The sequence below is a fragment of the Paenibacillus stellifer genome (assembly GCF_000758685.1).
Lineage (GTDB): Bacteria > Bacillota > Bacilli > Paenibacillales > Paenibacillaceae > Paenibacillus_AQ > Paenibacillus_AQ stellifer.
In genome coordinates, this window is the sequence record NZ_CP009286.1 from 3,713,837 (window position 1) to 3,727,633 (window position 13,797).

At 55.0% G+C, this 13,797-nt stretch carries 8 protein-coding genes; 2 read left to right on the forward strand and 6 right to left on the reverse strand.

What is annotated here, in order from left to right; genetic code table 11:
• Window positions 1–29: 29 nt before the first annotated feature.
• Entirely contained in the window at window positions 30–398 is a 369-nt protein-coding gene (locus tag PSTEL_RS17190; RefSeq protein WP_038697175.1) for a (2Fe-2S) ferredoxin domain-containing protein, read from the reverse strand.
• Between the two features lie 127 nt (window positions 399–525).
• On the opposite strand from PSTEL_RS17190, the gene pyk reads away from it, so the two are divergent.
• Window positions 526–1,941: a pyruvate kinase gene (pyk, locus tag PSTEL_RS17195; RefSeq protein ID WP_038697178.1), complete on the forward strand. Its 1,416-nt coding sequence runs from the start codon at window positions 526–528 to the stop codon at window positions 1,939–1,941.
• Here the strand turns inward: pyk and PSTEL_RS26385 are convergent.
• Entirely contained in the window at window positions 1,922–2,428 is a 507-nt protein-coding gene (locus PSTEL_RS26385; RefSeq protein WP_169744595.1) for a hypothetical protein, read from the reverse strand. The genes pyk and PSTEL_RS26385 overlap by 20 nt on opposite strands.
• Window positions 2,429–2,696: 268 nt before the next feature.
• On the opposite strand from PSTEL_RS26385, the gene asd reads away from it, so the two are divergent.
• Complete coding sequence (gene asd, locus PSTEL_RS17205) at window positions 2,697–3,782, forward strand: aspartate-semialdehyde dehydrogenase (protein ID WP_038697180.1); 1,086 nt, start codon at window positions 2,697–2,699, stop codon at window positions 3,780–3,782.
• A 374-nt stretch (window positions 3,783–4,156) separates the two neighbouring features.
• On the opposite strand, the gene PSTEL_RS17210 is transcribed toward asd, so the two are convergent.
• The 4 genes from PSTEL_RS17210 to sigF all read right to left on the reverse strand — a co-directional run bounded on the left by PSTEL_RS17210 (window position 4,157) and on the right by sigF (window position 13,792).
• The gene (locus PSTEL_RS17210; protein ID WP_052098610.1) at window positions 4,157–10,663 is read right to left on the reverse strand and encodes an alpha-amylase family glycosyl hydrolase; all 6,507 of its coding nucleotides are present in this window, start codon (window positions 10,661–10,663) and stop codon (window positions 4,157–4,159) included.
• A 419-nt stretch (window positions 10,664–11,082) separates the two neighbouring features.
• Window positions 11,083–12,123: an NAD(P)/FAD-dependent oxidoreductase gene (locus tag PSTEL_RS17215; protein WP_038697182.1), complete on the reverse strand. Its 1,041-nt coding sequence runs from the start codon at window positions 12,121–12,123 to the stop codon at window positions 11,083–11,085.
• A gap of 237 nt (window positions 12,124–12,360) precedes the next feature.
• Entirely contained in the window at window positions 12,361–12,864 is a 504-nt protein-coding gene (locus PSTEL_RS17220; RefSeq protein ID WP_038697184.1) for a ferritin, read from the reverse strand.
• Window positions 12,865–13,036: 172 nt separating this feature from the next.
• Window positions 13,037–13,792 (reverse strand): RNA polymerase sporulation sigma factor SigF, encoded by a 756-nt coding sequence (gene sigF / locus PSTEL_RS17225; protein WP_038697186.1) that lies wholly within the window; start codon window positions 13,790–13,792, stop codon window positions 13,037–13,039.
• Window positions 13,793–13,797 lie beyond the last annotated feature (5 nt).

Sequence of the window (13,797 nt, forward strand, 5' to 3'; positions counted from 1 at the left end):
CCTTCGCTTTTGGTTTCCTTAGAAGAGGGTTAGCCTTTCTTTTTCTTCTTCCCTTTGGTTCCGGGTGTGCCGGCAGCCTGCATTCCTTCAGTCCCGAAGGTATAGACAATATTGTCCTCCAGTCTCCCGCCCTGAAGCAGCTGCCGGACAAGCGCCTTGCCGAGCTTCGGCGACATATCCCCGTACCAGACGCCATCGGGATAAGAGATGACCACCGGTGCGTCTGAGCAGCGGCCATTGCAGCGGGTCAGAGTCGTATGAACGGCCGCCTCCGCCCCCTGTTTCTCAATTTCCCCGTCGATGGCATCAATAATGTCTTCGCCCTTGCGCTTCTTGCAGCTGCTTCCGCCGCAGACTAGCAAATGACAGGTTGTTCCTTCCAGATTCCACGTCGTCATGTCCCCCACTCCTTTTTTACGTTTATGCCTGTATGTCCTGGGTAAATCAATGAATAACGGCAGGGCTAAACGATATACTATTCACAGCATATGTCCATCAATCTTGCCTTGCAAGGAGGAACTTGAAATGAGAAAGACCAAAATCATCTGTACGATCGGTCCCGCATCGGAATCGGTCGAAACACTTAAGGAAATGATCGCGGCAGGCATGACGGTAGCACGGCTCAATATGGCTCACGGAGAGCTTGAAGAACATTCCGCCCGAATCTCAAATGTCCGGCAGGCCGCATCCGAGCTGGGCACCTTCGTTCCGATTATGATGGACATTAAAGGACCGGAAGTGCGAATCGGGAAGCTGAAAGAGGATTATGTCACCCTGAAAGCCGGCGAACAGCTGACCCTGACGACCGAGGAAATTCTCGGCGACGAGAAACGGATTTCTGTGAATTATCCCGATATGACCTCGGTCATCAAGCCCGGAGACCGCATTCTTATTGACGACGGTCTGATCGATCTTACCGTAACCGGCGTCAATGGATCGGATATGGAGTGCCGGATAGTCAGCGGCGGCTTGCTGAAGCCGAGAAAAGGAGTCAATCTGCCCGGCATTCATACGACGCTCCCGGGTGTGACCGAACGGGATATCAAGCATATTCATTTCGGCATCGGCGAGAAGATCGAGATGATCGCCGCTTCCTTCGTCCGCAAAGGAGACGACATCCGTGAAATCCGCAGCATCCTTCATGCGAACGGTGCAGGGCATGTGCAGATCATTTCCAAGATCGAGAACCATGAAGGCATGATCAATCTCGATGATATTATTGAAGCTTCGGACGGCATCATGGCCGCACGCGGCGACCTTGGCGTGGAGGTTCCGATTGAGGATGTGCCGATGCTCCAGAAGGAAATGATCGACAAATGCAACCAGGCCGGCAAACCCGTCATCGTGGCAACGCATATGCTGGAATCGATGCAGATCAATCCCCGCCCTACCCGTTCAGAGGTCAGCGACGTGGCGAACGCCGTCCTGCAGGGCGCCGATGTCGTGATGCTGTCGGGCGAATCAGCGGCGGGCAAATACCCGATCCAGTCGGTACGCACGATGGCAGCCGTAGCGGCCAAGGCCGAGACGATGATCAATTACAAAGAGAAGTTCATCCGTGGATTCGACTGGGAGGAACAGAGCGTCACCGAGGTGGTCAGCCGCAGCGCCGTGAGCTCCTCCCTGATGCTTGGAGCCAAAGCCATCATCGCCGCCACCGAGAGCGGCTTCACCGCCCGGATGATCTCCAAGCACCGTCCGGAAGCACCCATTATCGCGGTGACGCCCAATGCAGAGGTGCTCCCGAAGATCTGCCTGCTCTCCGGCGTCATCCCCGTACTTGGTTCCCCTGTAACTACAACCGATGAATTATTCGAGTCCTCGGTGGAAAATGCCGTGAAGACCGGTATGGTCGCACAGGGCGATACCGTCGTCCTGTGTGCAGGCGTCCCGATCTGGAAGGCCGGAACGACGAATCTGATCAAGATTCATCAGGTTTAAGCAGCCCGAGACTTAAGTTGCTGTCGCCTCGATGAAATAATAGAAGCCGGTTGTCAGCAGCCCTTCGCGCCTGCATGCTTCTCGAATTGATCCCGAATCCCGGGGAGGCATCGCTCTCTCGCATACTGGGCGAAGCCGTCGCTCTGTCCGAAGGCAGCAGTGACAAAATGTCCCCGGGTTCCGGGAGCCACACCGTTTCTTTGATTGTAGACAGCACAATATCGGTCAAACCCCTGGCGCCGAGGCGCTGCTCGATTTTGTTCAAGATCGGCGTACCCGGTAATGGGGGAGCGAACAGGCCGGGAAAATAAACTCCCAGCTCTCCCCCTTCTCCGTTGCCGTCGCCGGGATGGAAGAGGAACAGCCCGCCGCCGGGCCGGACGATCCGGTTCCCTTCGGCGTACCAGCTGATCGGGCCTTTTTTGGTATAAGCCAAATCGAAGGAGTTATCTCCAAAAGGCAGCCCCTCATGCGTTCGCCCGAGCACGTAGCTGACGTTTGGTGCTTTTCGCTTTGAGCATCAAGCCCCCTTGAATATTTTAGCCACAGAGTAATAGCAATCTCCATAATAGCAATCTCCAGTGTACCAGAATTTTTTTCCAATCCCCCTCCTTTGTCATCATCCTTACACAACATGAAATAAATATAGCTCCTGGAGGCATTCTCATATTGAAGGTTCCGGGCATATCCTATATAATTCAGTACAATAAAAAGCCGCTATTATATATGGCCTTCGAAAGGAACTGAAGAACGTCATGACAGAGAAGCTGAGAGCCGGAATCGTCGGCGGGACCGGCATGGTCGGCCAGCGTTTTATCGCTCTACTCGAGAATCATCCCTGGTTTGAAGTTACTGCAATTGCCGCAAGCGCCAATTCGGCAGGCAAACCTTATGAAGAATCGGTAAAGGGCAGATGGAAGCTTTCCACGCCGATGCCCGAAAGCGTTAAACATATTCAGGTTCAGGACGCCTCCAAGGTGGAAGAAGTTGCAGCCGGACTCGACCTGATCTTCTGCGCTGTCGATATGAAGAAGAATGAGATTCAGGCGCTAGAAGAAGCCTATGCCAAGGCCGGTGTTCCTGTCATCTCCAATAACTCCGCGCACCGCTGGACGCCTGACGTTCCGATGGTCGTGCCGGAAATCAATCCCGAGCATCTGGAAGTTATCGAACATCAGCGCAAACGTCTCGGCACGGAGACCGGATTTATCGCCGTTAAGCCGAACTGCTCCATCCAGAGCTATGTGCCGATGCTGTCCGCTCTGAAAGAGTTCCAACCGACCCAGGTCATCGCCAGCACCTATCAGGCGATCTCTGGAGCCGGCAAGACCTTCACCGACTGGCCGGAAATGCTGGATAATGTCATCCCGTATATCGGCGGCGAGGAAGAGAAGAGCGAACAAGAGCCGCTGCGGATCTGGGGTACGGTGGAGAACGGCGAGATCGTCAAGGCTTCCTCTCCGCAAATTACGACCCAGTGTATCCGCGTCCCTGTAACAGACGGCCATCTGGCTACGGTATTTGTCTCCTTCGAGACCAAGCCATCCAAGGAAGACATCCTCGCCAAATGGAACAGCTACAAGGGCCGCCCGCAGGAGCTTGAACTGCCGAGCGCGCCGAAGCAGTTCATCACCTACTTCGAGGAAGAGAACCGTCCGCAGACGCATCTTGACCGTGATATCGAGAACGGCATGGGCATTTCGGCAGGCCGTCTTCGCGAAGATTCCCTGTACGACTTCAAGTTTGTGGGCCTGTCCCACAACACTCTCCGCGGCGCCGCCGGCGGCGCGGTCCTGATCGCCGAGCTGCTGAAGGCCGAAGGATATATTACCAAGAGATAAGCCGCAAGCCCCCGCTGAAGACAGCGGGGGTTTTTCGTTAACTTCTGCCGCTTCAAATGCTTCATATGCTTCAGACGCATCAGGCGTCCAGAACCATGTTACACCTCACTTCTTACTCAACGCACGCACACCTTCATCCCTCTCTCACTCTCCTCTCAATCTTCGCTCACTTTCCTCTCAATCTTCACTCGCTCTCCTCTCAATCTTCACTCGCTCTCCTCTCAATCTTCGCTCATTCTCCACCCCCCGTCCGTTTCATCACAATGAGGAAATCAAATCAGCGGGTTAATTTGAATTTCGTTAAAAAACGGCCCGCAGCTATCGCGGATAGCTTGCGGGCCGGATCAGTCTTGTCTTCTCTTCGCAGCGATTTGTTACGGCTTCATCACAAGGTTGTAGATTGCCTGCGCCGCTTCTGCGCGGGTGGACACAGCCTTGGCGCCAAAGATGCCATTGCCTTGGCCTTTCATCAGCCCAAGTGAAACAGCTGCCGCTACATCTTCCTTCGCCCAGCTGCTGATGCTGCCCGCATCCGAGAATGCCGGTGACTCGCCGGAAACAGATTTATCTCCCGTCTTCACCTGGCTAGCCCGGAGCAGCATGGATGCCATTTCTTCGCGGGTAATGGCCTGCTGCGGATTGAAGCGTCCGCTACTGCCTTTGACGATTCCGTTCTCATAGGCTGCCGCAGCATATTCAGCATACCATGCGCTGCTTGCTACGTCGGAGAACGAAGCCTTGCCCTTCGCCGTCAGTCCCAGCGTCCGGACGAGCATCGCTGTGAATTCGGCGCGGGTTACGCGCTGGTTCGGAGCGAAGAGATCGGCTGTAACGCCGGTTACGATATGCTTCGCGCTGAGTACGGCGACGGCTTCACCTGCCCAATGGCTCGCCGGAAGATCGCTGTAGCTCTTCACGTATTCCATTACGGCATAACGGCTGAAATGGGTTGCCCCGGCCTTCAGCTGACCGCCGCTCAACGTGCTGCCAACATACTCGGCGACACCGCCGGGTCTAAGGTAGTACACGCCCGCCAGTTCGGAATGGATGCTGTCATTCAGCGGGAACGTCAGTTGAACCGGCGCTGGGAAGACCGTCAGATTCATGCGGGTACCATCTTCAGACACTGCCTGCAGGATGAAGTCATAGACTTCTCCGGCCAATGTCATACGAGTGTTCGCCGGCAGCTGCAGCCCGCTTGTCACAGCCTCTTTCGTCGAGGCATCCAGCGGATTCACAATAAGTTCGATTCGGGCTCCGGACTTGCGCTGGTCTTCCGTCAGCATTGCCGAGAGCGAGGCCAGAACTTGAGACGGAATGGACAGCGTCACTCCATTGGCAGTAACCACAAGCGTATGCAGTCCTTCCGCTGTTGCCGCCTCTGCAGGAAGCAGAAGCCGTATCACACCAGCTTCCATAGTAATGGCAGCTGTGCCGCTTGCGTCCGGGTTCAACTGCGCCGCAGTGACGATTTGCACTCCCGGAGTCTGGGTTTGACCGGAAGAGGTTCCACTGCCGCTTGCAGCCGCTGACGTTACCGTTACATCAAAGCTTCCGGTCCATTCACCGTAACGCACGGTAATGATAGTCGTGCCTGCTGCAAGACCATGAACTGTACCGCTTGCATCCACACTCGCCACTTCCGGAGTGCTCGATTCGAACACCGAAGCCGCCGTGACGACCTTCCGGCTTCCGTCGCTGTAGACGGCTGTCACTACAGTGCTCCAGGTGCCGCCTATGGCAAGGCTGTTTGCCGGTCCGCTGACAGACAGCGCCGTCACTGTTGGCTCCTTGGCAATTACCTGTACGCTATAGCTCTTGGTCATACCGCCGTACGATGCGGTAATTTCGGCATTGCCCGGCGATAGTGCCGTGACGACGCCCTTGCTGTCCACGCTTGCCACAGCCGGCTGCGAGGATTCAAATACTGCGCCGGTCGTAACATCCGCCGTGGTGTTGTTGTCGTACTGTGCGGTAACAACCGTACTCCATGTATCGCCAACCGTGAGGGCCGCCGCTGGGGAGCTTACGGCCAGACTTGTCAGCGAAGGCTGCGTCGTTCCGCCTCCGGTACGGTTAACCGTAATCGTCAGCGTCTTGGTCGCCTGGCCTGCGCGTCCTTTGTCCGTGTACCATGGAAGCGCCAGCGTCTCGTCTGTCGGCTCGATATGCAGCATGAAGCTGTTGGTTCCGTAGGCCAGCGGGATGCCGTTCAGCAATACATTGCCCCGGCTGTCCATCGAGCCCTGCGGAATCGGCTGTCCGTTGATCGTAAAAGCCACGCCGAACGGAACGAATGCCTTCAGATTCATCGTGCTCTCATCGGTTGTGTACTCGATGTCGGACCCGTAAGAGGTGCGCGGAAGGGTCACGATCATCGGCATGTCGCTCCATCTGAGCACGTAATCATCGATTAATTGTTTACTGCCGCCCTGATTGGCGATGGTCAGCTTCATATTGGTGTCGGTGGAGCTGTAGGCCCAGTTGCCCGTATCTGTCGTGTCGTTGGCAGAGCGGCTGTGGCTGGTGAACGCCTCAGTGCTCCAGAGTCCCCGGGTGTACTTGTATTGAATTGTTTTGCCCGCCATCATCTTGAAGGAATACTCGACGACACTGCGGTCGGTCGCGCCGCTCGGGACGCTCAGAGCCGTGCCGCTTTCGTTCCAGCCGATAAAGTCGCCAGCAATATAAATTGTGTCGGTACTTGGCGTATACTCCGGCAGATGCAGCCGCAAGGTTACATCGATCATAACCGTCTTCGGCGTCACGCTCTGCTCTTCAGAATAGGCGCGGTTATACGAGCTGTCATAGGCCGCAATTTTGTACGTATACGCAGTGTCGTTGCTGACCGTGTAATCCCGGTACGAGGTCGCGTTCTTGTCAAGAGAAGCGATCAGCGTGTAGTCATGGCCCGCTTCCTTGCGGAATACTTCAACGCCCGTCGCGCCTTCCGTATCGAGTGTCCAGGACAGATTCGTCATATTCGATTCGACAGGTATTTCAGCCAGCACCGGTGCAGCCGGCGGAACCGCATCGTCCGGATCGGCATAGGCCGTCATCGTCTCTGGTGCGGATGAAGTGAAGCTCTCTCCGTTATCGGTGGAGACCTGTGCCAGATACGTGTAGGAACCCGGCATGGTCGGCTCGAAGGCTGCCCAGTAAATTTTGGCCCCTTCCTCCACATTGTCATCCTTATAACGGAGCTTCGTTTCGGCCGCCTGATCCGGCGAGGCTCCGCTTGGATAGTAGATCAGCTTCGCCACAATGCCGGAAGGTTCTTGATACACGCTGGATGGCACATCGGTAAGGCCCGGAATCTTGATTTCGACCTGGATTTCATAGGTCGCCTTGCCGACGCCAATCGTCATATCCTTCGCCTGCTGTACGATCGCAACGCTCTGGATCGCAAAAGCCGGCGTTGCCGACGCCATATCGCACGGCGTGCTTTCATAGACGCCCTGCTTGGCGGTTACGGTGTAATAGTATTTGCTGCCGTTCGTGACGGTGCTGTCGCTGAAAGCGGGATCTGCCGTATCCCCGACCTTTTGCTGCGTACCGCCTTCAATAGCCGCCCGATAAACGGTATAACCTTCTGCACCATTCACCGGATTCCAGCTCAGCGTAACCTGTCCGTTGCCTGCAACCGTTTGAAGTCCCGTAACGGCAGGGAGTACGGACAGATCGGAGGTCGACAGCAGCATCATGCCGGACAGTGCCGGAATCGTCAGGCTGATCTTGCCTCCGGTTACCGTTCCCTCGGCACCGCTGCCGAGCTGATCGCGCAGTGTCAGACCCTCCGGCAGATAGCCTGTTACATCGGCCGATACGGTCTGTTCGGAGCTGCCGCGGTTGATGGCGACAAGCGCGCCTGTTGTATCATTTTTACGGGCATAGACAATAACATCTCCGCTTGCGTAAGCCACTTTCAAATCTCCGGTGCGGAACACTTCATTGTCATTGCGAACCTGCGCTGCGGTCTGATACGTCTGGAACAGCTCTTCATAGACGCCTGTTGCGCTGTAGCCTCCATTGCTGTTCTCAATGACCCGTTCCCATGGGAAGGCGCGTCTGGAATCAGGGTCCTTCGTGCCCGTGACGCCGACCTCATCTCCGTAGTAGATCGTAGGAGCCCCGGGGTAGCCCATCTGCATGATCGCAGTCAACGCCTGCAGCTTAAGCGCTTTATCGGACGCATCTTTTGCGATAACGAGATGCTCTTCCTCGTAACTTGGGTTGTCGTATTTGGTGATGGATCTTGTCGTATCGTGAGAATCCACCAGGTTAAGCATTGTCTGCCAGGCTTCCTTCGGATAATCCTCACGGATCGATTCCAGCGACTGGTTAAGCGTGGCGGCGTCGCCGGAAATCATATAGCTCTGAACCGCGCTGCGGAAGCGGTAGTTCATGACGGAGTCGAACTGGTCTCCAAGCAGGTATTTGGTAGCTATGCCCCATTCTTCACCAAGGATGACCGGCTCTTCGATCACATTGCCGTTCGCATCCGTTCTGCCTTCCGTCGATTTGACGGCTTCGCGGAATTTCTGCCAGGTCCCGCCGGATACGTCCGGAGCAACATCCAGACGCCAGCCGCTCGAACCCATCCACAGCCAGCGCTGCGAGTTGGTCGACTGCATCTCCTGGGAAGCCTGTGTATCAGTCAGTCCCGTCAGATCATGACCGATGACCGTGTCGCGGTAGCCGATGTTATTCCACTCATTCGCTCCTTCAATCGCTTCGGAATCCGCCGGGAAGAAATCGGTATCTTCGGTCTGCGGCTCCTTGGCATCCATTACTGGCAGCGAATCATAGCCCCACCAGGCGTCGTATTTGTAATGCTTGTTGCTGTCGTCCCCGTTGTTCACCAGTACGTTCGAGATCGTGAACCAGGTGGTGTATGTGAAGTCCTCGGGGTATTTGTAGTGCTCGTTCGTCAGCGGATTGATCTTGGCGGTGAACTCCGCCCGTACCGCTGCTTCCGCGTCGGATTGCGAGAGCTTCTGGGCTTCCATCTTGTCATAGACTTTGGACCAGTATTCGTAGGCACCAATTTCGGGATATTTCTCATACCGGTCAAAATAGATGGAATCGTCACCAACATGATTGAATACGCCGTCGTTGATAATATGCATACCCAACTCGCGCGCCTCTTTGGCGAACAGCTGGTAGATGCGGTCCGACTGGGCCCGGGTCTCTGTATAATTAAGACCGGAAGCCGGATCTCCCGGCGTGTTGTACACCGGCTGACCGAACATCGGATCGAGATGCTCATAGTCCGTGGCGTCATACTTATGATTGGAGGCAGCCCATGAAACCGGATTCAGATACAGCGTCGTGACGCCCAGCGACTTCAGATAGCCCAGCTTCTCCTGGATGCCCTGGATGTCGCCGCCGTAGAATTCATTCGTCCAGACTCCGTCCGTCTTCGCATCCGGATAACTCGGCTTGTTCTCCGCCTTGCTCCGGTCGGGGTTCTCCGGCGAAGTGCTCCAATCCCCCCACACCTGCTCCGGTGTAGGATCATTGCTGACACCGCCGTCGAAATACTGCAGCTTCTGCCCGCCCTTGCTTGTGGCTGCATCCTCGGTCAGGGCGCCGCGATAGCCGTCGGCCGTTTTGGCCCGGTTGTTGCTCTCGTCACCATCGAAGAACCGGTCCGGGAAAATCTGATACACCACCGCGTCCTTCATCCAGTCCGGCGTCTTGAAGTCCGGGTCGTAGACCGTCAGGTCATAGGGCACCGCGCCTTCAACGCTGACAGTGCCGGTGCCGCCTCTTGCGGCATCATCGCCGTACTCCATCTTGGCCGACCCGTCCACGAGAATGAACTTGTAGCCCCATACGCCGATCTTGGAGAACTGGGATGCCGGAATGGTCACTTCAAAATAATCCTTCCCGTCCACCGAGGTTACCCGGTTCATCGTAAAATCCTTGGACAGCGAGTCCGGATTCGTCAGCTCGACCTTCGCCAGCTGCACATCGCCCTTAAGAGCTGCAATGCGCAGTGTGACCGCTTCCTGCCCCATTTTAATGGCACCGAAAGGTTTCTTATACGTGATCGAACGGCTGTCAAAGGCTAGCGAGCCGCTGTCGATTTTGCCGTCAAACACAGAATTCTTCGGGACATAATTATGAGTCAGGTTTTTGCTGGCAGCGCTGTAGTCGATCGTGAAGGTCACGTCGGATGGGTCCAGCACATTGAGTGACAGGTTCTGCCCCCCGTCTCCATAGCTCTCGCTTGTGAGCCAGTCGGTGCCGAAGATCACCTTAGCTGCATAATTCCCGACCGGGAGCGTGCGCTGAATTTTGTAGACCGTATCGTCAAAGTTATAATCCACAAAGAACAGCTGGCTGGTCGCTGGCGACCAATCATCGCTCTCTCCCAGCTTCTTCTGCAGAGTGCCAACGAGCCTTGGCCAGCTGTCCACGGAGCGTGAGGGCACATACTGCTGTATGCCCTGTACGTTCGGCAGGCTGATCCGCGCCTGATTCAGATCCTCGTTTATGTAGAAATTGACCTTCGATGCCGAATCCAAATCAAAGGCAAAGTTGTTCCCCGCATTCTCAAACCCGTTCCAGGTTCCGGATTTGACCAGCTTGAATTCATGATGTCCGGCGTTCAGCACGGTCGAATACTCATAGAAACCTCCGACCAGATGCTTCATCCGGGTTGCCGTGTCGCTGTTATTCCAGCCGTTCAAGGTGCCGACCACAACCCAATTGCTCCCGCCTCCCGGCTGATCGGCCAGCACATCGGCGACCGGTGCTTCCGTATCCGCGTGCGCCGACTGCGGTGCAATGCCAAGCACCAGTTGAAGCACCATGATGATAGCGGTTACAAATGAAATCCAGCGCCGGTGTTTTCTCATTGCACTGATGGACATAGACCTTTATCCCCTCCAGTTTTTTGTAAATTTGTTGCGCTAACGTTTGCACAAATCACACAAAAATACCGTTCTGCACTTTTCATCGACAAATCATTCCTTATTTCGGCTGAAGTCGGTTTGAAGCACTGAAACGGTTAATTTATGCAATCGTTTGCATCAACATGTTAATTTTATCATAGCATATGCCACTAAGAATGTAAACGCTTTATCAACCTTTGTTAACGATTTTTTCTTGTCATCAATAAGGGGTAGTTTGTGCAGCCTCTCCTCACCGGAAATTCAGCCTTAGCCCTCTTCATCTCTTTGTACTTTCTTTCAGAAAAAAAAGAAGCTGCCGAGGATCACCCGGGCAGCTTCGGTCGGAATCCCCGGTCAATACTCAGCAGTATATGCACAATGATACCTGCTCTTGGTAATTAGGCATTGAGCTTAACGCCCAGAGCCTTGTTCTTCTCTTTGAATTTGTCGTTATGGGAAGAGACGTACGCCACCTTGTCCGCCGAGGGATCGATGTACAGCTTGGCGCTGTTCACCGCAAGCGCGGCATCCGTGAACGCTCCTGCGATCAGTCTTAGCTTGCTCTCATGATGCGCGAAGTCGCCGGCCGCAAATATGCCGGGCAGATTGGTCTCCAGCAGTGGGCTTACGAATGCGTTCCATTCGCCCATTTCGAGATTCCAGTCGCGTACCGTACCGAAGTCGGATTTCAGTCCGTGGCTGACGATGACCGCGTCCACCTGAAGCCGTTCGGTCGTCCCGCTCTCCGAATGCGCCAGCGTGACCTCTTCGATCAGTTCACCATCACTGCTGTGCAGTTGGCTGATCATATATGGAGTACGCACGTCAACCGATGATCTCCGCATTTTGAGAATGCTGCCTTCATGTCCGCCGAATTGGTCCCGGCGATGAACTACCGTCACCTTGCCGGCGATGGGTTCCAGAGCATTGGCCCAGTCCACTGCGGAATCTCCGCCGCCTGAAATCAGCACATGTTGGCCCCGGAATGGCTCCAGCTCCTGGACCGTATAATGCAGGTTGGTAATTTCATAGCGGTCTGCTCCTTCAATGTCGAGCTTCGCCATCCGCAGAATTCCGTAACCGATTGCCAATATGACCGTCTTCGTCAAGTGAACGCTTCCCGAAGCGGTAGTCAGGCGGTAGATCCCGTCACCCTGAAGCTTCATCTCCACCACCTGCTCGCCCTGTACGATGGTCGGATCGAATGTGGCTGCCTGCTCTTTCAGCCGATCGATCAGATTTCGGCAGCTTATCGGCGTAACGCCCCCGACATCCCAGATGATCTTCTCGGGATATACGAGCATTTTGCCGCCAAGCTCCTCATTCGCATCGATCAGCTTGGTCTTCATATCTCTCATGCCGCTGTAAAAGGCCGCATACATACCGGCCGGTCCGCCACCGATAATGGTCACATCGTATATTTCAGAATGCTCGCTCATCGTCATCCTCCAGACATCATCCCGTTATTGTTGTGATACTGATAATCATTATCAATAAAATTTTAACCGATCGCCCTGTTTTTGGCAACTACAACCTGCCGAGCCTCTGCATTCTGAGTACAGGGTAGTGCTTCTCCACACCAAATAAGCCCGGACACAAATGTCCGGGCTGCTCGGATTCCATATTGAAATGAATATTTGAAATGAATATCAAAGGCTGCTTGCCGCGAATCTGCTCTATTCGGCAGGCGGTGTGAATGTGCGCGCCGCAAACTCGGCGTCCATCATGTAGAAAGCGTTGCTGTCCTTGTCGATCCGCTTCAGCTTCTCGATAATGGTGCTGAACAGCGATTCTTCCTCCACCTGCTCGTCCACGAACCATTTCAGAAAATACATGGTGGCATGCTCGCGCGTCTCCAGCGCAAGGTCGGTCAGGTTATAGAATTTGCCCGTATTTTGCTGCTCATGGGCATATCCGTGCTCAAACGCGTCCAGAACCGATGAATAATCATTCTTCGGCTCCGGCAGTGCCGCAAGCGTAGCCCGCAGGCCCCGGTCATTGAGGAAGCGGTAGATCTTCATGGCATGGAACCGCTCTTCTTCCGCCTGAATCAGAAAAAAATTGGCAAAGCCGTCCAGACTTTCGCCCGAACAATAAGCCGCCATCGCCAGATAGACATGCGCCGAGTAAAACTCAAAATTCAACTGCTCGTTCAACGCTTTCGCCAGTTCTTCTTTCATAACTCCACTCTCCATTTCTAGTCCAGGATTTTCTATCATCATAGCATACCCGTTCAAGTTAATTAAATCCAATTCTCCATTCGGATTCATCCCATAAATGAAAAAACCGCAGGGCGGCGTCCTTCATAGAAGGCAGCCAGCCTGCGGGTATGAACTTGGCCCAAGCCGGACTTCACTGGGCGATCTGCTCCTTGATGTTCTGCAAAATTTTCTTCTCCAGCCTCGACACCTGCACCTGGGAGATGCCGAGACGGCTCGCGACCTCGGATTGGGTCTGGTCGCGGTAATAGCGCAGATAGACAATGAGACGCTCTCTCTCGGTCAGAGAGCCGATGGCCTCGCTCAGCGCCAGCTTGTCGAACCACTTCTCCTGGGAATCGTCGGCGATCTGGTCGATCAGGGTGATTGGATCGCCGTCATTCTCGAACACCGTCTCATGGATCGAAGCCGGCGGCTTGTTCGCTTCCTGTGCAAAAACGATGTCCTCAGGCGTGACGCCCAGCGCCTCGGCAACTTCGCCGATCGTCGGCAGCCGGTCCAGCGTCTTGGACATCTCATCCTTCATCTTGCGCACCTTGTTCGCCATCTCCTTCAGCGAACGGCTCACCTTCAGCGTCCCGTCGTCTCTCAGGAAGCGCTGGATCTCGCCGATAATCATCGGCACGGCATAGGTAGAGAACTTCACATCGTAGCTGAGATCGAACTTGTCCACGGACTTGAGCAGGCCGATGCAGCCGATCTGGAACAGGTCGTCGGGCTCATAGCCCCGGTTCATGAACCGCTGCACAACCGACCAGACGAGCCTGATATTGCAGCCGACCAGCGTGTCCCGGGCCGTCGTGTCTCCGGCCTGGCTGAGCGCGATCAGCCGTTTGACCTCCGCATCGTCCAAATAGGTCGGCGGAGCTTTCTTTGATTCCGCATCCATAGCTC

Excerpts from the sequence above, each read along its gene's own strand:
- PSTEL_RS17215 (WP_038697182.1), bottom strand. The coding sequence starts at position 12,123 with ATGAGCGAGCATTCTGAAATATACGATGTGACCATTATCGGTGGCGGA.
- pyk (WP_038697178.1), top strand. The coding sequence starts at position 526 with ATGAGAAAGACCAAAATCATCTGTACGATCGGTCCCGCATCGGAATCG.
- sigF (WP_038697186.1), bottom strand. The coding sequence starts at position 13,792 with ATGGATGCGGAATCAAAGAAAGCTCCGCCGACCTATTTGGACGATGCG.
- PSTEL_RS17190 (WP_038697175.1), bottom strand. The coding sequence starts at position 398 with ATGACGACGTGGAATCTGGAAGGAACAACCTGTCATTTGCTAGTCTGC.
- PSTEL_RS17220 (WP_038697184.1), bottom strand. The coding sequence starts at position 12,864 with ATGAAAGAAGAACTGGCGAAAGCGTTGAACGAGCAGTTGAATTTTGAG.
- PSTEL_RS17210 (WP_052098610.1), bottom strand. The coding sequence starts at position 10,663 with ATGTCCATCAGTGCAATGAGAAAACACCGGCGCTGGATTTCATTTGTA.
- asd (WP_038697180.1), top strand. The coding sequence starts at position 2,697 with ATGACAGAGAAGCTGAGAGCCGGAATCGTCGGCGGGACCGGCATGGTC.